Genomic DNA, 23,612 nt, shown 5'->3' with positions numbered 1-23,612 from the left:
CAGCTCGTGGGACCCGGAAGCGCGGCGCACCCGCTCCTGGGCGACAGCCGCACGGCTCGTCGGCGGCACCCCGCATACGGGTCGCCGTCCCGCCGTGCCCGGAGGACCGCCCCAGGCACGCAGACTCGGCCGCCGGGTCAGACGCGGCACGGCCCAGGCCGGTGTAGGGGGCGCAGACGACCACCAGTTCGGACCGGATCGCAAAGCCGCCCGCGGGCGCACCCCCAGGCGGGAAACGGCCCCGCGCCCCTCCCGCTGCGCCCTGCCCCGCAGGCCGGCACCCCGACGCACTCGAAGCACTGCCCCAGGCACGCAGGACGCAGGCACGCAGGCCCGCAGAACACGGCCGCCAGGTCAGACACGGCACGCGCTGCACGCGCGGCACAGTAGGGCGGCACAGACACGACCCGAGGGCCAGGAAGGCCCGAAAAGCTCGCGGGAGCCGGGAGCGCGCGCCCGCGCGTAGGGGGCAGTCCCGCGGCCCCGCCCCGCGCGGCTCGCCTCGCCTCACCCCAAGCGCCGTGGGGCGCACGCCTGGCACCGCTGCCGGGTCAGATGCGCGGCGGTCGGGCCTCGTACGGGGTGGAGAGGACGACCGTGGTGCGGGTCGAGACGCCTGCCAGGGTGCGTACCCGGGACAGGATCTCCTCCAGTTCGTGCGGGGTGGCCACGCGTACCTTGAGGATGTAGTTCTCGTCGCCCGCCACGCTGTGGCACGCCTCGATCTCGGGGATGCCGGCCAGGCGGTCCGCGATGTCGTCGGGGGCGCTGGGGTCGAACGGTTTCACCGAGATGAAGGCGGTCATCGGCAGCCCCACGGCCTCCGGGTCGACCACCGCGGCGTATCCGCGGATGACACCGCGCTGCTCCAGCCGGCGCACCCGCTGGTGCACGGCCGACGTCGACAGACCCGTGGCCTTGCCGAGGTCGGTGTAACTCATCCGCCCGTCCTTGACGAGCAGCTGCACAATCTGTCGGTCCAGCTCCTCCATGGCGCAAGAACCTACAGTGCGGCTGATCTCCTCAGCATCTCCTCAGCGGCCGGGAACCCGGCAAAGGCGGTCGGCGGAGGCGGCCACCAGCGGCATGTGACGAAGGCCACAGCATCCATACGCTCTCCGTGACCGTCTCGCGATTACCGCGGAGATCCACAGGGAAATGCTTGCTGTGGTCGAGGCCGCAGCGCCTTCACGGCCCAGCCCGAGGGGGAGTAACCCATGCAGAGTCTTAAGCGCCCTGGTCGTTCCACGTCCAAGCGGCAGCAACTGGTCGTCGAGCCCGAACCGGAGGGCGTCGAACTTCACGTCCTCGACGGCGAGGAGGCCGATGACTACGACACGTTCGAGACCTTCCGGGTGATCTGCCCGGACTGCGCGCAGTCCATCGCGCTGCTGTCGGGCGAGGAGATCCTCCCCGAGCACGCGCTGTGCGCCTCGCCGTGGAACCCGTTCGGTCTGACGGTCTGTGCCGGCACCGGCCGCACGGCCTCCGACGCCCGTTCCGCGGACGAGTCCTTCGAGCCCCAGGAGCAGGGCACGGCCGTCGTACTGACGCTTCCTCAGGGCCTCGACTGGCGTACGCAGCCCTTCTCTCACGTCGGCGGCCCGGGCTCACGCCCGATGCGCGTACCGGCGATGCGCCGCCAGGCCGCCTGAGGACTTCGCTCGACTCTCCCCGGCAGACCACCGTGCGCCACACCTATTGACCGTCCTGTGGCGACAGCCGTTCGACGGTACGTCAATTCAAGCTGCTCACACGGAAGTCAGCCGGGGTCCGGGCCCAACAGGTGGCGGGCGACGACCGTCCGCTGGATCTGATTGGTGCCCTCGACGATCTGAAGTGCCTTGGCCTCGCGCATATAGCGCTCGACGGGGAAGTCGGCGGTGTAGCCGTATCCGCCCAGGATCTGGACGGCGTCGGTGGTGACCCGCATCGCCGTGTCGGTGCAGTGCAGCTTGGCCATGGCGGCCTGCCGGGCGAACGGGCGTCCCGTGTCGCGCAGCCGTGCCGCCGCGAGGTACAGCGCGCGGCCCGCCTCGATCTGGGTCGCCATGTCGGCCAGCATGAAGCGCAGGCCCTGGAAACCGGCGATGGGCCGGCCGAACTGCTGCCGCCCGGTGGCGAATCGGACCGCCTCGTCGAGCGCGGCCTGGGCCAGACCGGTCGCGCAGGCCGCGATGCCGAGCCGTCCGGAGTCGAGCGACGCCAGGGCGATCGCGAAGCCCTGGCCCTCGTCGCCGATGCGCCCGGCGTCGGGCACATGGACCGCGTCGAAGTGGAGCTGCGCGGTGGGCGAGCCCTTGAGGCCCATCTTCCGCTCCGGTGGCGCGGGGTGCAGTCCCTCGGCGTCGCCGGGAACAAGGAACGCGGTGATGCCGCGCGGCCCCTCCTCACCCGTACGGGCCATGACGGTGCAGAAGTCGGCGATGCCGCCGTGCGTGATCCACGCCTTGGTGCCGGTGATCGTCCAGCCGTCGTCCTCCCGCACCGCACGGGTGCGCAGGGCCGCCGCGTCGGAGCCGGAGGCCGGTTCGGAGAGGCAGTAGGCGCCCAGCAGCCCGCCGCCGAGCATCGCGGGAAGCCGTGCGGCCCGCTGCTCCTCGGTGCCGTACTCGGCGAGGGCGTGGCAGGCGAGGGTGTGCACGCTGATGCCGAGCCCGACGGTGAGACGGGCCGCGGCGAGTTCCTCCAGCACCTGGAGGTAGACCTCGTACGGCTGGCCGCCACCGCCGTACCGGGTGTCGTACGGCAGACCGAGGAGTCCGGCCCCGGACAGGAACGTGAACAGTTCGCGGGGGAAGTACCCGGCTTCCTCCTGGGCGGCGGCGCCGGGGGCGATCTCGCGGCGGGCGATGTCGCGGACGAGTGCGATGAGGTCGCGGGCCTCGTCGGTGGGCAGGGTGCGGTCCACGGGTGGTGCGGCGCAGTCGGGCATGACGGTACGGTCGGGCGTCGTGGCACGGTCGGGCATGGCGGCACTCTCCTCCCTGCCGGACCCGCCTGCGGACCGGTGGCTGAGCAGCGGGAGACGGTCTCGCCGCGGTCCGGGCGGGCGGACGGTGACGGACGTCTCCGGGCCGCTGACCGGGTCGGGGCCGCTGACCGGGTCGGGGTCGCGGACCGGGTCGGGGCCGCGGAGGCGTCCGACCGACCAGCGGTTGTGCCATGAGTATGCCCGCTTTGCGGCGGTGGATCACCGCCCGTCCCGTCTCAGGCGTCGCGGCGGGCGGGAGCCGGGGCCGGGCACGACGGCTCCAGCTCTTCGATGGCGCGCAGGGCGCCGCCCAGGGTCCTGACGAGCAGGGCGCACATGGTCTCGCGGGGCAGTTCGGGGCGGGCGATCCAGTCGAGGGTGGCACCCTCGACGCTGCACACCCAGGCGAGCAGACCCATACGGGTCAGCGGCGGGACGTCGGTACGGCCGTAGGAGCCCTCGGCGAGGGTGTCGACGATCGCCTCGCGCACACCGTCCCGGACGTCCTGTACCTCGGTGTCGAAGCCGACACCACCGCTGACGATGGTGCGGAAGGCGGCCTGATTGTTCTCGGCGTAGCGCAGATAGCCGTCGATGGTGCGCTGCAGGCGTTCCAGGGGCGGGAGTTCGTGGCCGCTCCCGGCGAACGAGACCAGCACGGCGACGGAGTCATGGATGATCGCGAGGTAATAGCCGCGCTTGGACTGGAAGTAGTAGTAGATGAGGCCCTTGGCGACCCGCGCATGCCGGGCTATGTCGTCCATCGAGAGGGCGTCGTAGGGCCGGTCGGCGAACAACTTCCGCCCGATGGCGATGAGTTCGGCGCGGCGAGCCAGCGAGCGCTCGGTCCCGCGGGCCCTGGGACGGGTTGCGGTACCGGACTGTTCACTCATGTTCAATGCGGACCCTGGTCTCAACGGCGGCGGGACATCCGCAGTATGTCAGGTCATTCCATCGGCAGGGTCCGCCACAAGGTCAGTTCTCCGTACGGCGGTTCATGGACGTCGGGCCGCGGACATCAGGTGCGGGCTGGCCGTCGCGGACGGCGGTCCGGAAGGTGATCGGACGCAGCCGTTGCTCACAGGCCGGCGGCCCCCGGCGCGCGCTGTGGGGGCCGCCGGCGGCGTGGTTCAGCGGACGCCGACCGCCGCGAGGGCCTGGCGTTGGCGGGGTGTCGGACGTGCCGGGAAGTAGAGGTAGCAGACTCCGCCGGTGCCGGAGACGACCTTGCCGGAGGCGTTGTAGCGCTTGGTCCTCAACCAGATGTTTTCAAACTCGCGCCGGGCGTAGACGCGTCGTACCGCGTCGTCGCTCGGGGAGGCCGGGTCGTTGGCGATCACGTCGCCGTCCGCGGTGAAGCCGATCACCGTCATCAGATGGCCGGAGGTGCCGTAACCGGCGCCGGTCAGCTCGTCCTTGAGGAAGGACTGGGAGGTGATCGCCGGGATCCCGGCCTCGATCAGGGTCTCCAGGTCGGTGAGCGAGGCGAGCCGGGTGACCACGCTCTGGAGGCCCTCGAAGGTCGCGGCGTAGGCCGCGTTGAACGGCCAGTTGCCGCAGCCCTGGTACTGGAAGTCGTAGGCGTGACGGGCCGCGTGGTCGACCTGCGGGTCGGCGTAGGACGGATCGACCCAGGACAGTTGTTCCGGGGTGAGGCGGCCGCCCCAGTACTCGATGATCATCTGCGAGGAGGTGGGGCTGCACCAGGCCTCGCCGCCGTTGTCGTACTCGGGGTACTGGCCCTTGTGGATCTCCTGCGAGTAGCGCGGAACCACCAGTTCCCGGGCGGGGCCGGGTGTGGTGGCGGGGACCGTGAAGCGGTCGGGGATGTCGGAGCCCATCGTGCCGAGCCGCCACACCGTGGGGGTGAGCCGGGTGCCCGGCTTGCGGTAGAGGGTCAGGCGCAGCCGGTACGACGCGAGGCGCAGCCCGGTCGTGGCGTCGTCGACGGCGAAGGTGTCGGTCCAGATGGTGCTCCTGCCGTCCGTCTGGTCGTCCACGGAGGTCCGTCTGATGTCCTGGTCGCCCGCCGCCCAGCGGCCCATCACGTACCACGGGGTCTCGGTGCCGTCGGAGTAGGTGCCGCGCAGTTCGGTCTGGAGCCAGGTGCCGGGCGGGGTGTCGGCGTTCCAGGAGGCGACCGCCTCGGTCGCGGGGGCGGTGAGCCGGTGGACCGGGGAGGTCCAGGTGGCGTACTCCCAGCTCGCGGTGGTGCCGCTGTGCGGGTCGGTGTAGTCGGTGGTGCCGGCCGGGGTGGCGATCGTGACGCCGGGGCGGGTGCCGGCGTGGGCGCGCACGCCTTTCGCCGTGCCCGAGTGCCAGTCGGCGTACGTGGTCCAGGCCCGGTAGTCGATCGGGCGGGCCGGGGTGCCGGTGGCCGGCTTCGCCGGGGCGCCCCCGAAGTGCGCGCCGGCGCCGGGATCGGTCGCGGCGGACGCCGGGCCCGCGCCGCCCGCCACTGCGGCGACGACTGCGGCGGTCAGGACCGTTCTGCGGGACGGCTGTTCGGCTCTGCTCATGGGCGGAAGACCCCCAGATGTGTGTCCGAGTCGGGCAGGTCCGTTGGATCAGTTGAACGCTGTCCGGCCCACTATGACCGCAGCCGCGCCTGTCCTGCCAGCACCCCGGATCGCGCGGCGCCCACCAATATTGGTCTCGACCACTGGAGTGGACCGGTGCGATGACCTGGCCCGCGAGCGGCTGGGGCGTGTCTGACAATTCGCGTCGGATCAGCGCGCGGCGTCTGGTGCGGTGCATCGCAAGGCGGAGGATCGCCCGCGTACTGGACGTACTCGGGTGATCCGACAACGCGGCGAGGTGCCGTGCCAGACGTCGCGCGCCCGGCGGGAATTGTCAGACACGCCCTGGGGGCGGACTAAAATGTTCCCGATGACGGTGCACGATCTCGCCCCGCGGCTGCGCGCCCTCCCCCCGTCCTGCGGACCGGTCCGTCTCGTCGGTGTCGACGGGCACGCCGGGTCCGGGAAGTCGACGTTCGGCGCCCGGCTGGCCACCGCGCTCGGCGGGGCGCCGGTGCTGCATCTCGACGACATCGCCAGCCACGACGAACTGTTCGCCTGGACGGACCGGCTGCTGGCCCAGGTGATCGTCCCGCTGAGCCGCGGCGAGAGTGCGGCGTACGCGCCCTACGACTGGCGCACCCGGCGTTTCGGGCCGCCGTGTGCACTGCCGCCCGCGCCGGTGGTCCTGGTCGAGGGCGTCGGAGCCGGACGCCGGGCGCTGCGGCCACGGCTGGCGATGCTGCTGTGGATGGATCTACCCCGGGCGGAGTCCTGGGCGCGGGGGCGCCTGCGGGACGGGGCGGGGCAGCGGGAGTTCTGGGACGGATGGATCGAGGCGGAGCGGCGGCATTTCGCCGAGGATCCGTCGCGGACGTTCGCCGACGGGCTGGTACGGGAGTCACCTCAGGGGTACGAGGTGCTGCGCGGCCCGGGTGGGAGCACGGGACCGGACCGTACGGTCACCCTCGGTGACGGGCCGTCGGCGGTGCGCTGAAGCCCCGCGGCGACGGGCGGAGGAACTCGGTCGAGTGCTCCAACTGTGCTTGACCGGGGGGCCGTACAGGTCTTACGTTCTCAATGTGCGACCAAGTACGGTCGCCTTCAGTCGCGAAGCCCCCGGTTGTTCCCCCGTGATCGGGGGCTTCGTCTTGCCCGCGGGCGGTTTCACGAGTGCCGTGCGCTGCAAGTCGCTCACCCTGGGTCACCGTTTTGTCGCTGCGCCGTCCGCCCGATCTGCGGCCTGTCCTCGACGAACGGCCCGTGCGGCACCCTTCGGTCACCCGCCGCGCCGCGGGTACGATGCCCTCGGTGCGACCTTCGGGCTGCTGCTTCGCGCACCTGGCAACTCCGGTCCGCGGCACAGCGGTTCACCCGAGTCGGCCGAGTCGGCCGTCGGGCGTCCGCCCGGTGGCGAGGGGACACCCCTTGGGCAGGCGGGGGCACGGTTTGTGGGGGACGCGATGGACTTCGGCACGCAGGGCTCCGAGGCCCCGGCCGACCTCGCCTGGCTGCGGGGCGTGGACGCCTACACCATGGGCGCCTATCCGCAGGCGGAGGAGGAGTTCCGGGCCGCGGTGCGGATGGACCCCGGGATGGCCGACGGATGGCTCGGGCTCCATGCGCTGCGCGTCGAGACGACGACCGCGCTGCTGAGGATGCACCGGCACCGGGACCGTTTCGGGGAGCAGCGCGCACGGCACCGGCGTGCCCTCAACTCCTGGTACTGGCTGGGCTGGTGGGTGCAGCCGGTGCTGGAGAGCCCGCGCGATCTGCTGCTCGCCCACGCCTCCCACTGGCTGGACGGCCGCCATGTGCCGGAGCTGGACCGGGCGCTCGCCGGGCTGCCGCCGGTGGACACCGATCACCAGGTCCGCTTTCTGCACGCCTGCCGCGCCTATCTGGTCAAGGACTGGGAGCAGTTGATCCGGCACACGGATCCGCTGGCCGACGACACCATGCTCGGTATCGAGGCGGGGCTGTTCGGCGGTATGGCACGGGTGCGGCTGGAGATGTACGGGCAGGCCGAGCCGCTGCTCGCGGCGGCGCTGATGCGCTGCCGCAGCGAGCAGCCGCAGCGCAAGGAGCTGCGGTACTGGCTGGCCAGGGCACACGAGGGCACCGGGCGCTCGGCCGCCGCGCTCCCTCTCTACCGGGCGGTGCACCGGGTCGACCCGGCCTTCATGGACACCTCGGCCCGGCTGGCGGCGATAGCCGAGGCCGACGGGTACGACGAGGTGGGCGACCTCGCCGCGATCACCCTCACCGGGGCCGGGCAGGACAGCGTCGACGGCCCCGACGGGTTCGATCCGCTGTTCGGCACCGAGGGCCGCGATCTGCGGTTCCCGGAGACCGATCTGCCGCCGACCGGTCCGCTGCCGCCGGTGATGGACCCCGCGGTGCGCGAGAAGTCGTCCGGCTCGCCCTCGGGGCTTCCCACCGGCCCCACCGACCCTGCCCTGCTGGAGGAGGCGCTCGCCGAACTGGAGCGGATGGTCGGCCTGGAACCGGTCAAGCGCCAGGTCAAGGCGCTGTCGGCGCAGCTGAACATGGCGCGGCTGCGCGCCGGTCAGGGGCTGCCGGTACAGCCACCCAAACGGCACTTCGTCTTCTCCGGCCCCTCCGGCACCGGCAAGACCACCGTCGCCCGCATCCTGGGCCGGGTCTTCTACGCCCTCGGGCTGCTCGGCGGCGACCATCTCGTGGAGGCCCAGCGCGCCGATCTGGTCGGCGAGTACCTCGGCCAGACCGCCGTGAAGGCCAACGAGCTGATCGACTCGGCGATCGGCGGCGTCCTGTTCGTCGACGAGGCGTACTCGCTGTCCAACTCCGGCTACGGCAAGGGCGACGCGTACGGCGACGAGGCGCTCCAGGTGCTGCTGAAGCGGGCCGAGGACAACCGGGACCACCTGGTGGTGATCCTGGCCGGCTATCCGGAGGGCATGGACCGGCTGCTGGCCGCCAACCCCGGTCTGTCCTCCCGCTTCACCACCCGCGTGGACTTCCCCTCGTACCGCCCCCTCGAACTCACGGCGATCGGCGAGGTGCTGGCCGCGGAGAACGGTGACGCATGGGACGAGGAGGCCCTGGAGGAGCTTCGCTCCATCGCGGGGCACGTGGTGGAGATGGGCTGGATCGACGAACTCGGCAACGGCCGTTTTCTGCGCACCCTGTACGAGAAGAGCTGCGCCTACCGCGACCTCCGCCTGTCCACCTACCCGGGCGCCCTCTCCCGCGACGACCTGGCGACCCTCCGCCTCCCGGACCTGATGCAGGCCTACGGCGAGGTCCTGTCAGGCAGGGCCCCGCACGACCCGTCGGCCCCGTGAGCCCACGGGCCGACGGCCCCCTGAGCCCCTGTGGCCCGACGGGGGTCGTCGGCCCCGGGCCCTGGGCCGACGACCTCGACGGTCTGCCCGGGAGTGAGCCCCACGCGCCGCCGCCCCGGCCCCGGGGCCGACGCTCAGCTGGCCAGGGCCTGGGCCTCCTCCGGGTCGTCCGAGATACGGGGTTCGGCGAGTTTCGGGGGTGGGGGCGGGGTGTCCCGGTGGGCGGGGTCCTTCACCTCGCCGACCAGGAGTTCCAGGACGTCCTCCAGGGCGACCAGGCCCAGCACCCGCCCCGACGCGTCCGCGACCTGGGCCAGATGGGTGGCCGCCCGGCGCATCACCGTCAAGGCGTCGTCCAGGGGGAGTTCGGGTCTGAGCGTGGTCATCGGGCGCCAGATCTGCTGCGGCACGGCGCGGTCGGAGTTCTCCAGGTCGAGGACGTCCTTGACGTGCAGGTAGCCCATGAAGGCGCCGGTGTCCGCGGCGACCGGGAAGCGGGAGTACCCGGTGCGGGCGGTGAGCGCGACGATCTGGCCCGGCGTGACCGACGGCGGCACCGTCACCAGGGACTCCCGGCGCAGCAGCACATCGGTGACGGGGCGGGAGCCCAGTTCCAGGGCGTCCTCCAGACGCTCCTGTTCCTCCGGGTCGAGGAGGCCGGCCTGGCCGGAGTCCTCCAGCAGCCGGTTGAGCTGCTCGCTGGTGACGACGGCCTCGACCTCGTCCTTGGGCTCGACCCCGAACAGCCGCAGGATGCCCCGGGCGCAGGCGCCGAGCGCGACCGTGATCGGCCGGCACACGCGGGCGAACGCGACCAGGCCCGGGCCGAGCCACAGCGCGGCCTTCTCGGGGGCGGCCATGGCGAGGTTCTTCGGGACCATCTCGCCGATCACGAGGTGGAAGAAGACCACCCCGGCGAGTGCGATGACATAGCCCAGGGGGTGGACGACACCGTGCGGAAGGCGGATCCACTCGAACACCGGCTCCAGCAGATGCGCGACCGTGGGTTCGGCGACCGCGCCCAGGGTCAGCGAGCAGACGGTGATGCCGAACTGGGCGGCGGCCATCATCTGGGGCAGCCGTTCGAGGCCGTGGAGCACCTGGCGGGCGCGGGCCGTGCCGAGGGGTTCGATCTGGCTGCGGCGGACGGAGACGAGGGCGAACTCGGCGCCGACGAAGAAACCGTTGGCCAGCACCAGCAGTGCGGCGAAGACCAGTTGGAGCACGCTCATCGGACGACCTCCGCCACCACGCCGGTGCGTACCAGACGGACCCGTTCGGCGCGGTAGTGCCCGACCTGGCGCACCGACAGCCGCCAGCCGGGCAGTTCGGCCCGGTCGCCGGGGACGGGGATCCGGCCGAGCAGATCGGCGACCAGGCCGGCCACGGTCTCGTACGGCCCCTCGGGCACGTCGAGACCTATCCGCTGGAGGATGTCGACGCGGCAGCTGCCGTCGGCCTCCCAGGCGGGTCGGCCGTCCTCGGCCGGGGCGGCGGCCAGTTCGGGCAGGTCCTGTCCGTCGTGCTCGTCGCGCACCTCGCCGACGATCTCCTCGACGATGTCCTCCAGGGTGACCACACCGGCGGTGCCGCCGTACTCGTCGACGACGACGGCGATGGGCTGTTCGTTGCGCAGCAGGGCCAGCAGCGGCTGGACCGGCAGGGTCTCGGGGACCAGCACGGGCTGCATGGCGATCCGGCCGACGGGCGTGCGCAGCCGGTCGTGCACCGGGATAGCCAGCGCGTCCTTGAGATGGACCATGCCGACGATCTCGTCGATCTTCTCCCGGTAGACCGGGAAGCGGGACAGGCCGGTGGCGCGGGTCAGATTGACGACGTCCTCGGCGGTCGCGGAGGACTGGAGCGCGCTGACCTTCACGCGCGGGGTCATGACGTGCTGCGCGGTCAGATCGCCGAGCGACAGCGTGCGCACGAACAGGTCGGCCGTGTCCTGTTCGAGGGCGCCGGCCCGCGCCGAGTGGCGGGCCAGGGACACCAGCTCGCCGGGGGTGCGCGCGGAGGCCAGCTCCTCGGCGGGCTCGACACCGAGGGCGCGGACCAGCCGGTTGGCGACCGTGTTGAGCGCGGCGATCACCGGGCGGAACAGACGGGAGAAGAGGTGCTGCGGTCCCGCGACGAACCGCGCGACCTGGAGCGGCCGGGAAACCGCCCAGTTCTTGGGCACGAGTTCCCCGACCACCATCTGGAGGGCGGAGGCCAGCAGCATGCCGACGACCACGGCGACACCGGAGACGGCGCCCCCGGGCATGCCGGTCGCGGCGAAGGGACCGCGCAGCAGCCCGGCCAGGGCCGGTTCGGCGAGCATGCCGACGACCAGGGAGGTGATGGTGATGCCGAGCTGGGTGCCGGAGAGCTGGAAGGACAGCTCCTTCAGCGACTCGACGACCGTGAGGGCCCGCCGGTCGCCGTCGGCGGCGGCCTTCTCGGCCTCCGGGCGCTCGACCGTCACCAGCCCGAACTCGGCGGCCACGAAGAAGCCGTTGGCGAGAATCAGCACGAAGGCCGCTGCGAGCAGCAGCAGGGGGATGGTCATGAGGCCACCCCTTCCGTGTGAGCGCGGCTGCGGTCCGCGCTATGTCGGGAGGGGGCGGCGCAGGTACTACAGGACGATCCGTCCATCGCCGGTGAGGGTCACTCCTCGGGTAGCAGGAACCCCTGTGCGCCGGGCGGCACAGCAGGGGCGGAGGCGCAGCGAAAGCGGCTCCGTCAACAGACTAATCAAGACATGCGCAAATGCGGCAGAGTCGGCCTCCGGTCAGCTCTGGTCCGGCCCCGGTGGTGCCACCGACCGGGCCTCGGTGAGCGCCCGCAGGGTACGCGCGTCCGCGATGGCCCGCTGCCTGGCGATGCCCGGCTGGATACCGAGGGCGGGCAGGCTGGTGCCGTCGCTGAGGTTGAGGAACACCCAGGGGTCGCCGGGGCGCAGATTCACCTGGAGGATCTCCGCCCACTCCAGCCGCCGCCGGCTGGCGATGTTGACCACGGTGACCCCCGCCTCGTCGGCGACGACCTTCGGCCGGGCCAGCAGAAGCAGCACACCGCTGAGCAGCGCCGCGGTGAACACGAAGCTGAGCCGCTCGCCCGGGCCGAGCTGCTCCAGCAGCAGCGCCACGAGTGTGATGACGACGAAGAGCGCCGCGGCGGCGGAGAGCAGCACGATGCGGGTGCGGCCCGGCCGGAAGGTGACGGGCAGCGGTGGGAGCGGCGACGGACTCGGGGGATCCGGAAGGTCTGCCATGGCGGGCGGGCCTCAGAGCCGGCAGGCGTGGATGGCCGTGGTGAGGATGGCCCGCGCGCCGAGGTCGTAGAGGTCGTCCATGATGCGCTGCGCGTCCTTGGCGGGGACCATGGCGCGGACGGCGACCCAGCCCTCGTTGTGCAGCGGGGAGACCGTCGGGGACTCCAGACCGGGGGTGAGCGCGACGGCCTTCTCCAGCTGCTCGACCCGGCAGTCGTAGTCCATCATCACGTACGTCCGGGCCACCAGGACGCCCTGGAGGCGGCGCAGGAACTGCTGGACCTTGGATTCCTCGGCGTCCGCCCCGGTGCGGCGGATGACGATCGCCTCGGACTTCATGATCGGCTCGCCGAAGACCTCCAGGCCGGCATTGCGCAGCGAGGTGCCGGTCTCGACGACGTCGGCGATGATCTCGGCGACGCCCAGCTCGATCGCGGTCTCGACGGCGCCGTCGAGGTGGACGACGGAGGCGTCGACGCCGTTGTCGGCGAGGTGCTTGGCGACGATGCCCTCGTAGGACGTGGCGACCGTCTTGCCGTCGAGGTCCGTCATGCCGCTCGCCTCGCCGGGCTTGGCGGCGAAGCGGAAGGTGGAACGGGCGAAGCCGAGCGGGAGGATCTCCTCGGCGTTGGCGCCGGAGTCGACCAGCAGGTCACGGCCGGTGATGCCGATGTCGAGGCGGCCGGACGAGACGTAGATCGCGATGTCGCGGGGGCGGAGGTAGAAGAACTCCACCTCGTTGACCGGGTCGACGATCCGCAGTTCCTTGGACTCCCTGCGCTGCCGGTAGCCGGCCTCATGCAGCATCTCCGCCGCAGGGCCTGAGAGGGAACCCTTGTTGGGGACGGCGATGCGCAGCATGAGGTCGGCTTCCTTCGAGTGAATCGGCGGGTTTTGTGTGGGGGTGTGCGGCGGGATGCCCGGAACGGAGGACCAGAGGATCAGAGGACCAGAGGTCTGTCCGGAACGGGTTCCTACAGGTGGGCGTAGACGTCGTCCAGGGAGATTCCGCGGGCGACCATCATCACCTGGACGTGGTACAGCAGCTGCGAGATCTCCTCGGCGGCCGCCTCCTTGCCCTCGTACTCGGCGGCCATCCAGACCTCGGCGGCCTCCTCGACGACCTTCTTGCCGATGGCATGGACGCCCTTGCCGACCAGTTCCGCAGTGCGGGAGGTGGCAGGATCGCCGTGGGCGGCCTTCTGCTGGAGCTCGGTGAAGAGCTCCTCGAACGTCTTCTTGGACATAGTGCCGCCCACTCTACTTGTAGGCCGGTCGTGCTAACGCCATGGTTCGGATACTGAGCGGAGAGTGGCCGCGGTGGCGACAGCGGCGGTCACCGCTTCGTGGCCCTTGTCCTCGTTGGAGCCCGCGAGACCGGCCCGGTCCAGGGCCTGCTCCTCCGTGTCACAGGTCAGCAGACCGAAGCCGACAGGGACGCCGGTGTCCACCGCCACCTGGGTGAGTCCCTGGGTGACGCCCTGGCACACATAGTCGAAGTGGGGGGTACCGCCGCGGATGACGACGCCGAGGGCGACGATCGCGTCGTAGCCCCGGCCCGCGAGGACCTTGGCGACCACCGGGAGCTCCCAGCTCCCGGGGACCCGCAGCAGGGTCGGCTCGTCTATCCCCAGGTCGCGCAGGGCGCGCAGGGCGCCGTCGATCAGACCGTCCATCACCTTCTCGTGCCACTGCGCCGCCACGACGGCGACCCGCAGATCGCCGACTCCCTGCACGGTCAGTTCGGGTGCGCCCTTGCCGCTCACGTTTCTGTCTCTCCTCGGTGTGCTGTTCTCGCCGGTCGCCGCACCGGGGCGGCGCGCTGCGCTGTGCTCTGCTGTGCTGGCTGTGCTTACTGGTTGCCGCAGGCGGACACAGCGGGCGTGTCCAGCCAGGGCAGGTCGTGGCCCATCCGGTCCCGCTTGGTGCGCAGATAGCGGAGGTTGTGCTCGCCCGCCTGCACGGGCATCGGCTCACGGCCGGTGACCTTGAGGCCGTGCCGCAGCATGGCGTCGGTCTTGTCGGGGTTGTTGGTCATCAGCCGCATGCTGCGCACACCGAGGTCCGCGAGGATCCGTGCACCCGCGCCGTAGTCCCGGGCATCGGCGGGCAGGCCGAGTTCGAGATTGGCGTCGAGGGTGTCACGCCCGCGCTCCTGGAGCTCGTACGCCAGCAGCTTGGACACCAGGCCGATACCGCGCCCCTCATGACCGCGCAGATAGACCACCGCTCCCCTGCCCTCCTCCCGGATCCGGGCCAGGGACGCCTCCAGCTGGGGGCCGCAGTCGCAGCGCAGGGAGTGGAAGACGTCACCGGTGAGGCATTCGGAGTGCACGCGGACCAGGACGTCCTCGCCGTCACCGATGTCGCCGTGGACGAGGGCGACATGCTCGACCCCGTCGGCGGCAGAGCGGTAGCCGTAGGCGGTGAACGTGCCGTACCGGGTGGGCAGATGGACCTCGGCGGCCCGGCGGACCAGCGGCGTCGGCGCCGGTTCGGGGGCGGGTTGCGGCGCCACGGCCGCTACGGTTTCCACGGCTGCCAGGGCTGCTGCGGCGTCCCCCTCCGCGAGGTGTCCGGGCGCCGTCTGCTCGGGCAGGGCAGCGAGTTCGCGGGTGCGGCGGTAGGCGATGAGGCCCTCGATGGAGATGATCGTCAGCCCGTGCTTGCGGGCGAACGGGATCAGGTCGGGCAGCCGCAGCATCCGGCCGTCCTCACCGGCGATCTCCACGATCGCCCCCGCCGGACGCAGTCCCGCGAGGCGGGCGAGGTCCACGGCGGCCTCGGTGTGCCCGTCGCGGACGAGCACACCGCCGGGCCGGGCGCGCAGCGGGAAGACATGGCCGGGGCGGACCAGGTCGCCGGGCCCGGCGGTGCCGCTCGCCAGCAGTTGGAGGGTGGTGGCGCGGTCGGCGGCGCTGATGCCGGTGGTCACCCCGTGCTCGGCCGAGGCGTCCACGGACACCGTGAACGCGGTCTTCATCGACTCGGTGTTGTCCTGGACCATCTGCGGCAGTTCGAGCCGGTCGAGCTCGTCGCCCTCCATGGGGGCGCAGATCAGGCCACGGCACTCGCTCATCATGAACGCGACTATCTCGGGCGTGATCTTCTCGGCGGCGACGACGAGGTCGCCCTCGTTCTCCCGGTCCTCGTCGTCGACGACCACGACGGGCCGTCCGGCGGCGATGTCGGCGACGGCCTGTTCGACGGAGTCGAGCGACCAGTCACCCCCTCGATCGAGGTCGTCACTGAGCAGTACGGACACGGCGGTCATGCCGGCGCTCCTTCCAGGACGGGCTGCGGGCTCGTGCGGGAGCGCAGCCACCAGTCGCGCATGCCCCACAGGACGAGTGCGCCGTAGATGACGTAGACGAAGCCGGAGAAGGCGTAGCCGTTGGCGAAGTTCAGGGGGACGCCGACGAGGTCGACGAGCAGCCAGGCGAACCAGAACTCGACCATGCCCTTGGCCTGGGCGTACATCGCGACGACCGTGCCGACGAAGATGTACGCGTCCGGCCAGGGGTCCCAGGACAGGGTGGGATAGGCGGTGAACAGCAGGGCCACGCCGACCGTGCCGGCGGCGGCAGCGGCGGCCATCGCGGCCCGCTCGGGCCAGCTCGCGAAGCGGACGGTGATACGGCCGTCCCCGTCCTGCCCCTTGCCGCGGTTCCACTGCCACCAGCCGTACAGCGCCACGGACATGACGACGGTCTGCTTGCCCGCGCTGCCGGTGAGATGGCCGTAGAAGGCGGCGAAGAGGACGAGACCGGAGAGGAGCTGGACCGGCCAGGTCCACAGGACGCGCCGCCAGCCGAGGGCGAGGGCGACGAGGCCGAGGATGTTGCCGATCATGTCGGACCAGATGATGTGCTGGCCGAGGAGGGTGAAGGCCTCCGAGTTCAGCGCGTTCACCGGTCGGCTCCCTGGTGGGCCGTGAGCCGCTCGACGTACTTGGCGACGATGTCCACCTCCAGGTTGACCGGGTCGCCGGGCTGCTTCTGGCCGAGGGTGGTCAGCGCGAGGGTGGTCGGGATGAGGCTGACGGAGAAGCTGTCCTCGCCCGCGTCGACGACGGTGAGGCTGATGCCGTCGACGGTGATGGAGCCCTTCTCCACGACGTAGCGCGTGAGGCCGGCGGGGAGGGAGACGGTGACCAGTTCCCAGTTCTCGGAGGGCGTGCGCTCCAGGACGGTGCCGGTGCCGTCGACGTGGCCCTGCACGATGTGCCCGCCGAGGCGCGCGCCGACCGCCACGGGCCGTTCGAGGTTGACCCGGGAGCCGACGGTCAGGGCGCCGAGGCTGGAGCGCTTGAGGGTCTCCGCCATGACGTCGGCGGTGAACTCGTCGCCCTCGTGCTCGACGACCGTGAGACAGACACCGTTCACGGCGATGGAGTCGCCGTGCTGTGCGCCCTGGGTGACGACGGGGCCGCGGAGCCGGAAGCGGGAGGCGTCGCCGAGATTCTCGACGGCGGTGACCTCGCCCAGCTCTTCGACGATTCCGGTGAACACTTCCCGGGTCCTCCTGCCTCTTCGGGCACGGACTCCGGGGACTGTCGACGAACGACAGAAGGACGGACCGGCACACCGGGTACGACGCCGGAAGGGCTCCGTCCGCACGGACGGGCCCAGACGGCGGCGTGCACGCATGCCCGCCCGCCGCGCACTGCCTCCCATCCGGACTTTAACCGTCGGTCCAGGAATTTCACCTGGTCAACCGGCCGCTGGAAGCGGACGGGTCGCGGACTGTAACCGCCGGTTCGGAGTTTCACCGACCCCGGAGTGCGCTGCTTCTGGTACAGGGCCAGTGTGCCACGCCCGCTCGCCGACCGGACAGGGGACCCCTGTGGCCTGGCTCACAACTGACACCCGACCCGCACCCGCCAAGGGGCGGTACACCCCACCGGTGCATCAACTCCCCTCCTCACAAAAGGCCTTGAGATTGGTCCAGACCTGTTGACGGCCGTTGCATCGGCCACCTACTGTCGGGGCGACTGCCCGGAGGGAAGTTCCGCAAGCGGGCCCGGCGGTGGTGACGACGGCCCTTGCCCGCCGCCGGGCCCTCCCCTCCCCCCGAGCCGCCGTCGCCCCGCTCTGGCAGGGTGGAGACATGACGACCGCGCCCGCCGACGAGTTCGAACGTCACCGCCCCCGGCTGTTCGGCCTGGCCTACCGGATGCTCGGCTCCGCGCACGAGGCCGAGGACACGGTCCAGGACGCGTATCTGCGCTTCAGCGGCGCGGACCGGGACGGCATCGAGCATCCGGCCGCCTGGCTGGCCAAGGTCGTCACCAACCTCTGCCTCACCCACCTGACGTCGGCCCGCGCACGCCGCGAACGGTACGTCGGATCGTGGCTCCCGGAGCCGGTCGTCACCTCGGACGGCACCCTCGGGCCACTGGAGTCGGCGGAGCAGCGGGAGGCGGTGTCCACGGCGATGCTGCTGCTCCTGGAGCGGCTCACCCCGGCCGAGCGGGCGGTGTACGTACTGCGCGAGGCGTTCGGCTACGGCCACCGGGAGATCGCGGGGGTGCTGGACCTGACGGAGGCCAACACCCGCCAGATCTACCGGCGTGCGGTGAAGCGGGTCGACGAGGGAGAGTCCCGTTTCGACCCGGCACCCGCACAACGGGACGAGTTGATCGCCTCGTTCCTCACGGCGGCACAGGACGGAGACCTGGCCGGCCTGGAGAAACTGCTGGCGGCCGATGCGGTGTGGTGGAGCGACGGCGGCGGCAAGGTCACCGCTGCCCTCCATCCGATCGAGGGCGGCGACAAGATCGCCCGCTTCCTGGCAGGCGGCGCCGCGCAGTTCATGGCAGGCCTGAACTTCACCGCAGCCGAGATCAACGGCACACAGGCCCTCCTGGCCTGGAGAAACGGCACCCTGACCGCGGCCATCACCCTCGAATGGCGCAACGGCACCATCGCCCAGGTCCAGTCGGTGGTCAACCCGGACAAACTGGGCTACGTGGGACGCCAATTGACTGAACGGCAGCCCGGGGGGCGCAGCATCTGACACAGCGCCGGGGGTGCAGCCCCCGGCGAGGCAACAGTGCCGGAGCCCCTGGCGAGTCCCAAGCGGCACACCCCGGCGGACCCAAGCGGCACACCCCGGCGGCGGGGTCCGAGGGGCGGAGTCCCGGGCCGGGTCCGAAGGGCGCAGCCTCTCGTGGGGTTCCAGGGGCGCAGCCCCTGACGGGGTCCGAGGGGCGCAGCCCCGGGCGGGGTCCGAGGGGCGCAGCCCCTGGGGACGGGAACGGGTAGGGGCGGCGGGGGCGAGATCCCCCGCTCCCCCGGCCCGCACCGCTACCACCGGGATACCACCGGCCGGCCAGGCCTACCGTTCCGGCGGCGCGAACAGCGCGTCCTGCGCCCGGTCACGTGCCGTCAGCAGCGCACCGCGGAGCACCGCCGCACCCCCCAGTGCCCCGGCCCGCACCTCCGTCGGCAGCGGAGACATCCGGCGCAGCCGGGACGCCACCCGCGAGGCCAGTTCGCTTCCGCCCGCCTGCCCCACCTCGCCGCCGAGCACCACGCACCCCGGATCGAGCACCGCGACGACCGACGCGGCGCCGATGGCGAGGCGATCGGCGAGAGCGTCGAGGAAGCGGTCGGGGCCCGCGGCACCGGGGTCGGCGACCGCCGTTCTCACCAGGGCGGCAGCCGCGGGTTCATGCCCCGTCGGCCGCCCGGCCACGCGGTGCGAGGCGGCCAGCTCGGCGATCGCCGCGGCCCCGGCCAGCGAGTGGAAGCCGCCCACGCAGTCCTTCGCCGACGGCAGCACGGCAGTGCCCGGCACCGGCAGGAACCCGATCTCACCGGTACCGCCGGAGGCCCCCCGGCGCAGGGTGCCGTCGAGGACGACAGCGGCGCCGGTGCCGTGCCCGAGCCACAGCAGCACAAAGGTGTCGCGGTCGGCGGCGGCACCCTCGCGCTGCTCGGCCACGGCGGCGAGGTTGGTCTCGTTCTCGACGGTGACGCGCGCCTGCGGGAACCGCTCCTGGAGCACCGCCACCAGCCGCCGGTGCCACTCGGGCAGCCCGGAGGAGTCCCGCAGCTCCCCGCTCACCGGGTCGATCAGCCCGGGCGCGCCGATGCCGACGGTGTGCAGCATGCCCCACTCCCGCTCGCCTCCCGGCGGGGGCTCCGCCGGCGTGCCCGCCTCCTTCACCGCCCGCTCCACGAGCGCGACCGCCTGCTCCACGGCCGCTCCGGTGCCCATGTCACCGCCGATCGGCACCGCCGCCTCCGTGAGCACCCGCCCCACCAGGTCGGAGACGATCACGGAGACGCCCTCCATGCGCACATCGAGGGCGGCGAGGTGGGCGCGGTCGCCGACGATGCCGTAGAGCCGGGCGTTGGGACCGCGCCGTTGGGTGCCGGACTCGCCGACCACCGCGATCAGTCCGGAGACGGTGAGGCGTTCGACGAGATCGGCGACGGTCGGCCGGGACAGTCCGGTCAGCTGTTTCAGCTGCCCCGCCGTCAACGGGCCCTCCTGCTGCAAGTGGCGCAGCGCGAGACGGTCGTTGATGGCCCGGGCGGTGCTCGGGGATGCGGGCATGCCGGGAATCCTCCCAGATCGGCGGGACCGGTCGGACGGTCGAACGGCCGGAGACGGACTGACGGAGTAACGGACTGATGGACTGGCGGACTGGCGGACTGGCGGACTGGCGGACTGGCGGACTGGCGGACTGGCGGACTGGCGGACTGGCGGACTGGCGGACTGGCGGACTAACGGACTGACGGAGTAACGAAGTAACGGACTGGCGGTCGCAGGGTTGGAACTGCAAACCACTGGCGGAGGGGGCCTCGGATATCGCTATCTATCAGGCAGGGTTCCTGATAGTTTACGTCGGCGCAGCGTGGCGACACCCTTCGGGAGGGGCCGGATGATGAGTCGGATGGACGACGGACAGCGCGAGGTGAGGCGGGGGTGGTACGCGATCGCGGCCGTGTTCGCGGTGCACGGCGCCGTGACCGGGTCGTTCGCCACGCGGGTGCCGTGGATCCAGGACCACACGGGGGTCAGCCCCGGACTGCTGGGGTTCGCGCTGGCGTTCACGGCGTTCGGCGCGGCCTGCGCGATGCCGCTGGCGGGGTGGATCACCCACCGGTTCGGCAGCCGCACCGCGCTGCGCGGACTGCTGGCGATGTGGACGCTGTCGCTGATCCTGCCGTCGCTCGCCCCGAACATGATCACCCTGTGTCTGGCGATGTTCGTCTACGGCGCGAGCGCGGGCATGGCCGACGTCGCGATGAACGCGCTCGGCGTCGAGGTGGAGCGGCGGCTCGGCAAGTCGATCATGTCGGGGTTGCACGGCATGTGGAGCGCGGGCGCCCTGACCGGTTCGGCGGCCGGGACGCTCGCCGCGCATCTGGGTGCGGACGCCCGGCTGCACCATGCCCTGGCGTCCGCCACCCTCACCCTGCTCGGGCTGGTGGCCTGCTCCTGGGTGCTCGACCTCAAGCCCGCCGAGGACGAGGAGCCGCCGCCGCGGTTCACGCTGCCGCCGCGCTCGGCGCTGCTGATCGGTGCGGTCGGGTTCTGCGCGGTGTTCGCGGAGGGCGCGAGCATGGACTGGTCGGCGGTCTATCTGCGCGACCAGCTGGACACCTCGGCGGGGCTCGCGGCCGCGTGCACGACCGGTTTCATGCTCACCATGGCGGTGGCGCGGCTCGCCGGGGACACGGCGGTGAACCGCTTCGGCGCGGTGCGCGCGGTGCGCGGCGGCGGTGTGCTCGCGGTCCTGGGCGGGGTGCTGGTGGTGATCGGCGGATACCCCGCGGTGGCGATGGCCGGGTTCGGGCTGCTGGGGCTGGGCATCGCGATCGTGGTGCCGCTGTGCTTCGCGGCGGCGGGCCACGCCGGGCCCAACCCGAGCCAGGCCATCGCGGGCGTCGCGACCATCACCTACACCTCGGGCCTGATCGCGCCGAGCCTGATCGGCGGGATCGCCCAGGCGAGCAGCCTCATGGTGTCGTTCGTCCTGGTCACCGTGCTGGCGGGCGGCCTGGTGGTGTTCGCGGGTGTGCTGCGCGCCGGGGAACGGGACCGGCAGCGGTTCAGTCAGCCGGCCGCAGCAGTCGCCGACCCGCGGCCCTGAACGCGTCGCTCCACGGCGCAGGGCGCAGCGTGTCGGCGTCCAGCCGGACCAGCACCCGGGTGCCGTGGGCGTAGGTCACCGCGCCGTCCGCGGAGCAGAACCGGAAGCCGTAGGTCAGCCCGGTGGTGCCGAGCCGTTCCAGCCAGAGGTGGACGGCGTAGCCACCGGGCCGGGTGAACGGGGTCTCGTAGGTGATCCGCAGTTCCTTGACCGCGTTGCAGGCGTCGCCGGCGGCGGCCCAGTCGCCCTCGAAGCGGATGCCGTACTCCCGCAACAGCTCTGTCCAGGCGCGCTCGACCATCAACGGGTAGCGGGCGTTGTGCAGCAGGCCGAGGGCGTCGAGGTCGTCGAAGTGGACGGTGACGGGTATCAGCCGGCCGTGGGAGAGGGCGGGGGCGAGCGGTGCTTCGGCGGTCACGGACGGGGCTCCTGTGCGACGGGGTGGTGCGGAACGGGACGCCTCCACCCTAGGCGGCGGCTCGGCGGGCCTGTCCGCAGCCCCCTCGAAGATGCTGGTCAGCCGCGCGACGGCGCCGTGCGGCACCACGGGCGCGCCCGCCGGCCCCTTGCGCCGCCGGCCTCCCCGGCGAAGCTTTCCGCCGGACGGACCGCCCGCCTCCCGCACGACGGACGGCACTCGCACGCCTGGGCGGTACACCCCAGGCAGCGAGCCGCGCAGCGCGGCCCGCGCCCGCCCCGCACATTCCCTCGTTCCGGCGAAGCTGACGCCACCGGGCCACGCGCCCCGCCCCCGGCTGGGACCCTGCACGCATGGTGCACTCGCAACAGCTCACCACGTCCGTGGGCGACGTCCTGGACCGGATGCGCGCTCTGGACGCGGCTCTTCCCGCGAGGGACGGCGTGGCCGTGTTCAACCGGGTCTATCTCGCCGTGACCGAGGCCGTCGACCGGGGTGTCGAGGCGGGCCGGTTCAGCGACGCGCGGGCCGCGATCGCGCTGGACGTACGGTTCGCGCAGCGGTATCTGGCCGCCGTGGACGCGGTCGCCGAGGACCGGCGCACGCCGGCCTGCTGGTGGCCGCTGTTCCAACTGCGCCGCCATCCCGGCGTACGGCCGCTGCAGTTCGCGCTCGCGGGCATCAACGCGCACATCGGGCACGACCTGGCGCTTGCGGTGGTGGACGCCTGTCACACGCTCGGCTGTGAACCCGCCGAGCTGGAGGACGAGTTCGACCGGGTGGGCGATCTCCTGGTGGCGCTGGAGGAGCACATCCGCGAGGAGCTGATGCCGGGCCCCGACCTGCTCCAGCTCGCCGATCCGCTGACCCATCTGCTCGGCTCGTGGAGCCTGGAGCGGGCCAGGTCCGCCACCTGGTCGGCGGCACGGGCGCTGTGGGCGCTGCGCAGGACGCCGGACGTGGCCGAGGAGTTCACCGAACGCCTCGACCACGCCGTGGGATTCGCGGGCCGCATGCTGCTCACCCCGCTGCCGCACCAGGGCGTCAGATGAGGGAGCCGTACAGCCCCGGACGGCGGTCCTTGAGGTACGGGTTCGCCGCGCGGGAGGCGGCCAGCGCGGCGGGGTCGACCTCGGCGAGGAGAAGTTCCTCGCCCCGGCCGCCGCGGACGTGGGCCACCCCGTCCGGCCCGGCCAGGGTGGACAGTCCGACGAACTCGAACTCCCCCTCCTGCCCGGCCCGGTTGACGTAGGCGAGATACATCTGGTTCTCGAAGGCCCGCACCGGGACCATCGACTCGGCGACGAACTGGAACGGGTGCATCTGCGCGGTCGGGACGATGAGCAGATCGGTCCCGGCGAGCGCGTGGGCGCGTACGTTCTCCGGGAACTCGACGTCGTAGCAGATCATGACGCCGACCCGCAGCCCGTCCAGCTCGGTCTGGGCGACGGTCTGGTCGCCCGCGGTGAAGTGGTCGCGCTCGAAGTCGCCGTAGAGGTGGGTCTTGCGGTGGTTGACGAGACGGGTGCCGTCGGCGGAGATCAACTGGGCGGAGTCGTAGACCGCGGCGCCGTCGCGCTCGGGGTAGCCGTAGGCGATCGCAAGACCGTGCCGGGCGGCCGTCTCGGCCACGGCGTGCGCGCTGTCGCCGCTCGCCGGTTCGGCGAGGCCCGCGACGGCGTCCCCGATGGCATACCCGGTCAGGAAGAGCTCCGGCGCGACCAGCAGCCCGGCACCCGCGGCGGCGGCTCGGCCCGCGGCATCGTCGAGCACCCTGAGGTTCTCGACGATGGAGCCGGGACGGCCTGAGCTCTGCAGGAGGGCGGTGCGCATGGATGTTCCTCACCGGGACGAAGGGTGCTTCTGGGGCAACCACGACCGTAGATCGCCGGACCGGGCCGGACAAGGCGAAGACGGTGCGCAAGGGTCCCCTGATCATTGCGTCGACCAGCCCTTTTTTCGCGATGATTCATTGTGTACGACGCCTGGCCCGCGACCCCTGGC

22 protein-coding genes and 1 riboswitch are annotated in these 23,612 nt (G+C 72.0%); of the genes, 6 read left to right on the top strand and 16 right to left on the bottom strand.

Annotated features, from left to right (window positions below; all coding sequences use genetic code 11):
• Positions 1 to 551 precede the first annotated feature (551 nt).
• Positions 552 to 992, bottom strand: coding sequence for an Lrp/AsnC family transcriptional regulator (locus ACSYGN_RS33995; protein ID WP_460402501.1), 441 nt, complete (start codon positions 990 to 992; stop codon positions 552 to 554).
• 225 nt (positions 993 to 1,217) lie between these two features.
• On the opposite strand from ACSYGN_RS33995, the gene ACSYGN_RS33990 reads away from it, so the two are divergent.
• Complete coding sequence (locus ACSYGN_RS33990; RefSeq protein ID WP_460402499.1) at positions 1,218 to 1,655, top strand: hypothetical protein; 438 nt, start codon at positions 1,218 to 1,220, stop codon at positions 1,653 to 1,655.
• A 107-nt stretch (positions 1,656 to 1,762) separates the two neighbouring features.
• On the opposite strand, the gene ACSYGN_RS33985 is transcribed toward ACSYGN_RS33990, so the two are convergent.
• The 3 genes from ACSYGN_RS33985 to ACSYGN_RS33975 all read right to left on the bottom strand — a co-directional run bounded on the left by ACSYGN_RS33985 (position 1,763) and on the right by ACSYGN_RS33975 (position 5,493).
• Positions 1,763 to 2,935, bottom strand: a complete 1,173-nt coding sequence (locus tag ACSYGN_RS33985; RefSeq protein ID WP_460403907.1) for an acyl-CoA dehydrogenase family protein — start codon at positions 2,933 to 2,935, stop codon at positions 1,763 to 1,765.
• 275 nt (positions 2,936 to 3,210) lie between these two features.
• Positions 3,211 to 3,867 carry a TetR/AcrR family transcriptional regulator gene (locus ACSYGN_RS33980; protein WP_460402497.1) on the bottom strand — a complete coding sequence of 219 codons (657 nt, stop codon included), beginning with the start codon at positions 3,865 to 3,867 and terminating at the stop codon, positions 3,211 to 3,213.
• Between the two features lie 237 nt (positions 3,868 to 4,104).
• Positions 4,105 to 5,493, bottom strand: coding sequence for a peptidase C39 family protein (locus ACSYGN_RS33975; RefSeq protein ID WP_460402495.1), 1,389 nt, complete (start codon positions 5,491 to 5,493; stop codon positions 4,105 to 4,107).
• A 370-nt stretch (positions 5,494 to 5,863) separates the two neighbouring features.
• Here ACSYGN_RS33975 and ACSYGN_RS33970 point away from each other — a divergent pair, with 370 nt between their 5' ends.
• Both ACSYGN_RS33970 and ACSYGN_RS33965 read left to right on the top strand, forming a co-directional pair.
• Positions 5,864 to 6,490, top strand: a complete 627-nt coding sequence (locus ACSYGN_RS33970; RefSeq protein ID WP_460402493.1) for a uridine kinase family protein — start codon at positions 5,864 to 5,866, stop codon at positions 6,488 to 6,490.
• A gap of 466 nt (positions 6,491 to 6,956) precedes the next feature.
• Positions 6,957 to 8,822, top strand: a complete 1,866-nt coding sequence (locus ACSYGN_RS33965; protein WP_460402491.1) for an AAA family ATPase — start codon at positions 6,957 to 6,959, stop codon at positions 8,820 to 8,822.
• A gap of 134 nt (positions 8,823 to 8,956) precedes the next feature.
• Here the strand turns inward: ACSYGN_RS33965 and ACSYGN_RS33960 are convergent, their stop codons facing one another.
• From ACSYGN_RS33960 to ACSYGN_RS33920, 9 genes are all read right to left on the bottom strand, one after another.
• Positions 8,957 to 10,054, bottom strand: a complete 1,098-nt coding sequence (locus ACSYGN_RS33960) for a hemolysin family protein (protein ID WP_460402489.1) — start codon at positions 10,052 to 10,054, stop codon at positions 8,957 to 8,959.
• Positions 10,051 to 11,376: a hemolysin family protein gene (locus ACSYGN_RS33955; protein ID WP_460402487.1), complete on the bottom strand. Its 1,326-nt coding sequence runs from the start codon at positions 11,374 to 11,376 to the stop codon at positions 10,051 to 10,053. Before ACSYGN_RS33955 ends, ACSYGN_RS33960 begins: the two co-directional genes overlap by 4 nt.
• 222 nt (positions 11,377 to 11,598) lie before the next feature.
• A complete protein-coding gene (locus ACSYGN_RS33950) occupies positions 11,599 to 12,081 on the bottom strand; it encodes a PH domain-containing protein (protein WP_460402485.1) in 483 nt (160 codons plus the stop codon).
• A gap of 12 nt (positions 12,082 to 12,093) precedes the next feature.
• Positions 12,094 to 12,942, bottom strand: coding sequence for an ATP phosphoribosyltransferase (hisG, locus tag ACSYGN_RS33945; RefSeq protein ID WP_460402483.1), 849 nt, complete (start codon positions 12,940 to 12,942; stop codon positions 12,094 to 12,096).
• 113 nt (positions 12,943 to 13,055) lie between these two features.
• Entirely contained in the window at positions 13,056 to 13,328 is a 273-nt protein-coding gene (locus tag ACSYGN_RS33940) for a phosphoribosyl-ATP diphosphatase (RefSeq protein WP_023552153.1), read from the bottom strand.
• Positions 13,329 to 13,361: 33 nt separating this feature from the next.
• Entirely contained in the window at positions 13,362 to 13,847 is a 486-nt protein-coding gene (gene ribH / locus ACSYGN_RS33935; protein WP_460402481.1) for a 6,7-dimethyl-8-ribityllumazine synthase, read from the bottom strand.
• Between the two features lie 86 nt (positions 13,848 to 13,933).
• Entirely contained in the window at positions 13,934 to 15,355 is a 1,422-nt protein-coding gene (ribA, locus tag ACSYGN_RS33930; protein WP_460402479.1) for a GTP cyclohydrolase II, read from the bottom strand.
• A complete protein-coding gene (locus ACSYGN_RS33925; RefSeq protein ID WP_460402477.1) occupies positions 15,352 to 15,993 on the bottom strand; it encodes a nicotinamide mononucleotide transporter family protein in 642 nt (213 codons plus the stop codon). Before ACSYGN_RS33925 ends, ribA begins: the two co-directional genes overlap by 4 nt.
• Entirely contained in the window at positions 15,990 to 16,592 is a 603-nt protein-coding gene (locus ACSYGN_RS33920) for a riboflavin synthase (protein WP_460402475.1), read from the bottom strand. The genes ACSYGN_RS33925 and ACSYGN_RS33920 overlap by 4 nt, the downstream gene beginning before the upstream one ends.
• Before the next feature lie 147 nt (positions 16,593 to 16,739).
• A riboswitch (FMN riboswitch) is annotated at positions 16,740 to 16,870 on the bottom strand.
• 320 nt (positions 16,871 to 17,190) lie between these two features.
• Between ACSYGN_RS33920 and ACSYGN_RS33915 the strand changes: the two genes are divergently transcribed.
• Positions 17,191 to 18,099, top strand: a complete 909-nt coding sequence (locus tag ACSYGN_RS33915; protein ID WP_460402473.1) for an RNA polymerase sigma-70 factor — start codon at positions 17,191 to 17,193, stop codon at positions 18,097 to 18,099.
• Positions 18,100 to 18,420: 321 nt separating this feature from the next.
• Here ACSYGN_RS33915 and ACSYGN_RS33910 read toward each other — a convergent pair whose 3' ends face one another.
• Positions 18,421 to 19,647, bottom strand: coding sequence for an ROK family transcriptional regulator (locus tag ACSYGN_RS33910; RefSeq protein WP_460402471.1), 1,227 nt, complete (start codon positions 19,645 to 19,647; stop codon positions 18,421 to 18,423).
• A gap of 340 nt (positions 19,648 to 19,987) precedes the next feature.
• Here ACSYGN_RS33910 and ACSYGN_RS33905 point away from each other — a divergent pair, with 340 nt between their 5' ends.
• Positions 19,988 to 21,190: an MFS transporter gene (locus ACSYGN_RS33905; protein WP_460402469.1), complete on the top strand. Its 1,203-nt coding sequence runs from the start codon at positions 19,988 to 19,990 to the stop codon at positions 21,188 to 21,190.
• On the opposite strand, the gene ACSYGN_RS33900 is transcribed toward ACSYGN_RS33905, so the two are convergent.
• Complete coding sequence (locus ACSYGN_RS33900; protein ID WP_460402467.1) at positions 21,150 to 21,608, bottom strand: acyl-CoA thioesterase; 459 nt, start codon at positions 21,606 to 21,608, stop codon at positions 21,150 to 21,152. The genes ACSYGN_RS33905 and ACSYGN_RS33900 overlap by 41 nt on opposite strands.
• A 353-nt stretch (positions 21,609 to 21,961) precedes the next feature.
• Between ACSYGN_RS33900 and ACSYGN_RS33895 the strand changes: the two genes are divergently transcribed.
• Positions 21,962 to 22,660: a DUF5995 family protein gene (locus ACSYGN_RS33895; RefSeq protein ID WP_460402466.1), complete on the top strand. Its 699-nt coding sequence runs from the start codon at positions 21,962 to 21,964 to the stop codon at positions 22,658 to 22,660.
• Here the strand turns inward: ACSYGN_RS33895 and ACSYGN_RS33890 are convergent.
• Entirely contained in the window at positions 22,653 to 23,441 is a 789-nt protein-coding gene (locus tag ACSYGN_RS33890; RefSeq protein WP_460402464.1) for a carbon-nitrogen hydrolase family protein, read from the bottom strand. The two genes, ACSYGN_RS33895 and ACSYGN_RS33890, sit on opposite strands and share 8 nt — an antisense overlap.
• Positions 23,442 to 23,612 lie beyond the last annotated feature (171 nt).

The organism is Streptomyces sp. YIM S03343 (assembly GCF_054729195.1).
This window is presented reverse-complemented; position numbering and strand designations above follow the sequence as displayed.

Excerpts from the sequence above, each read along its gene's own strand:
- ACSYGN_RS33995 (WP_460402501.1), bottom strand. The coding sequence starts at position 992 with ATGGAGGAGCTGGACCGACAGATTGTGCAGCTGCTCGTCAAGGACGGG.
- ACSYGN_RS33990 (WP_460402499.1), top strand. The coding sequence starts at position 1,218 with ATGCAGAGTCTTAAGCGCCCTGGTCGTTCCACGTCCAAGCGGCAGCAA.
- ACSYGN_RS33985 (WP_460403907.1), bottom strand. The coding sequence starts at position 2,935 with ATGCCCGACTGCGCCGCACCACCCGTGGACCGCACCCTGCCCACCGAC.
- ACSYGN_RS33980 (WP_460402497.1), bottom strand. The coding sequence starts at position 3,867 with ATGAGTGAACAGTCCGGTACCGCAACCCGTCCCAGGGCCCGCGGGACC.
- ACSYGN_RS33975 (WP_460402495.1), bottom strand. The coding sequence starts at position 5,493 with ATGAGCAGAGCCGAACAGCCGTCCCGCAGAACGGTCCTGACCGCCGCA.
- ACSYGN_RS33970 (WP_460402493.1), top strand. The coding sequence starts at position 5,864 with ATGACGGTGCACGATCTCGCCCCGCGGCTGCGCGCCCTCCCCCCGTCC.
- ACSYGN_RS33965 (WP_460402491.1), top strand. The coding sequence starts at position 6,957 with ATGGACTTCGGCACGCAGGGCTCCGAGGCCCCGGCCGACCTCGCCTGG.
- ACSYGN_RS33960 (WP_460402489.1), bottom strand. The coding sequence starts at position 10,054 with ATGAGCGTGCTCCAACTGGTCTTCGCCGCACTGCTGGTGCTGGCCAAC.
- ACSYGN_RS33955 (WP_460402487.1), bottom strand. The coding sequence starts at position 11,376 with ATGACCATCCCCCTGCTGCTGCTCGCAGCGGCCTTCGTGCTGATTCTC.
- ACSYGN_RS33950 (WP_460402485.1), bottom strand. The coding sequence starts at position 12,081 with ATGGCAGACCTTCCGGATCCCCCGAGTCCGTCGCCGCTCCCACCGCTG.
- hisG (WP_460402483.1), bottom strand. The coding sequence starts at position 12,942 with ATGCTGCGCATCGCCGTCCCCAACAAGGGTTCCCTCTCAGGCCCTGCG.
- ACSYGN_RS33940 (WP_023552153.1), bottom strand. The coding sequence starts at position 13,328 with ATGTCCAAGAAGACGTTCGAGGAGCTCTTCACCGAGCTCCAGCAGAAG.
- ribA (WP_460402479.1), bottom strand. The coding sequence starts at position 15,355 with ATGACCGCCGTGTCCGTACTGCTCAGTGACGACCTCGATCGAGGGGGT.
- ACSYGN_RS33915 (WP_460402473.1), top strand. The coding sequence starts at position 17,191 with ATGACGACCGCGCCCGCCGACGAGTTCGAACGTCACCGCCCCCGGCTG.
- ACSYGN_RS33910 (WP_460402471.1), bottom strand. The coding sequence starts at position 19,647 with ATGCCCGCATCCCCGAGCACCGCCCGGGCCATCAACGACCGTCTCGCG.
- ACSYGN_RS33905 (WP_460402469.1), top strand. The coding sequence starts at position 19,988 with ATGGACGACGGACAGCGCGAGGTGAGGCGGGGGTGGTACGCGATCGCG.
- ACSYGN_RS33895 (WP_460402466.1), top strand. The coding sequence starts at position 21,962 with ATGGTGCACTCGCAACAGCTCACCACGTCCGTGGGCGACGTCCTGGAC.
- ACSYGN_RS33890 (WP_460402464.1), bottom strand. The coding sequence starts at position 23,441 with ATGCGCACCGCCCTCCTGCAGAGCTCAGGCCGTCCCGGCTCCATCGTC.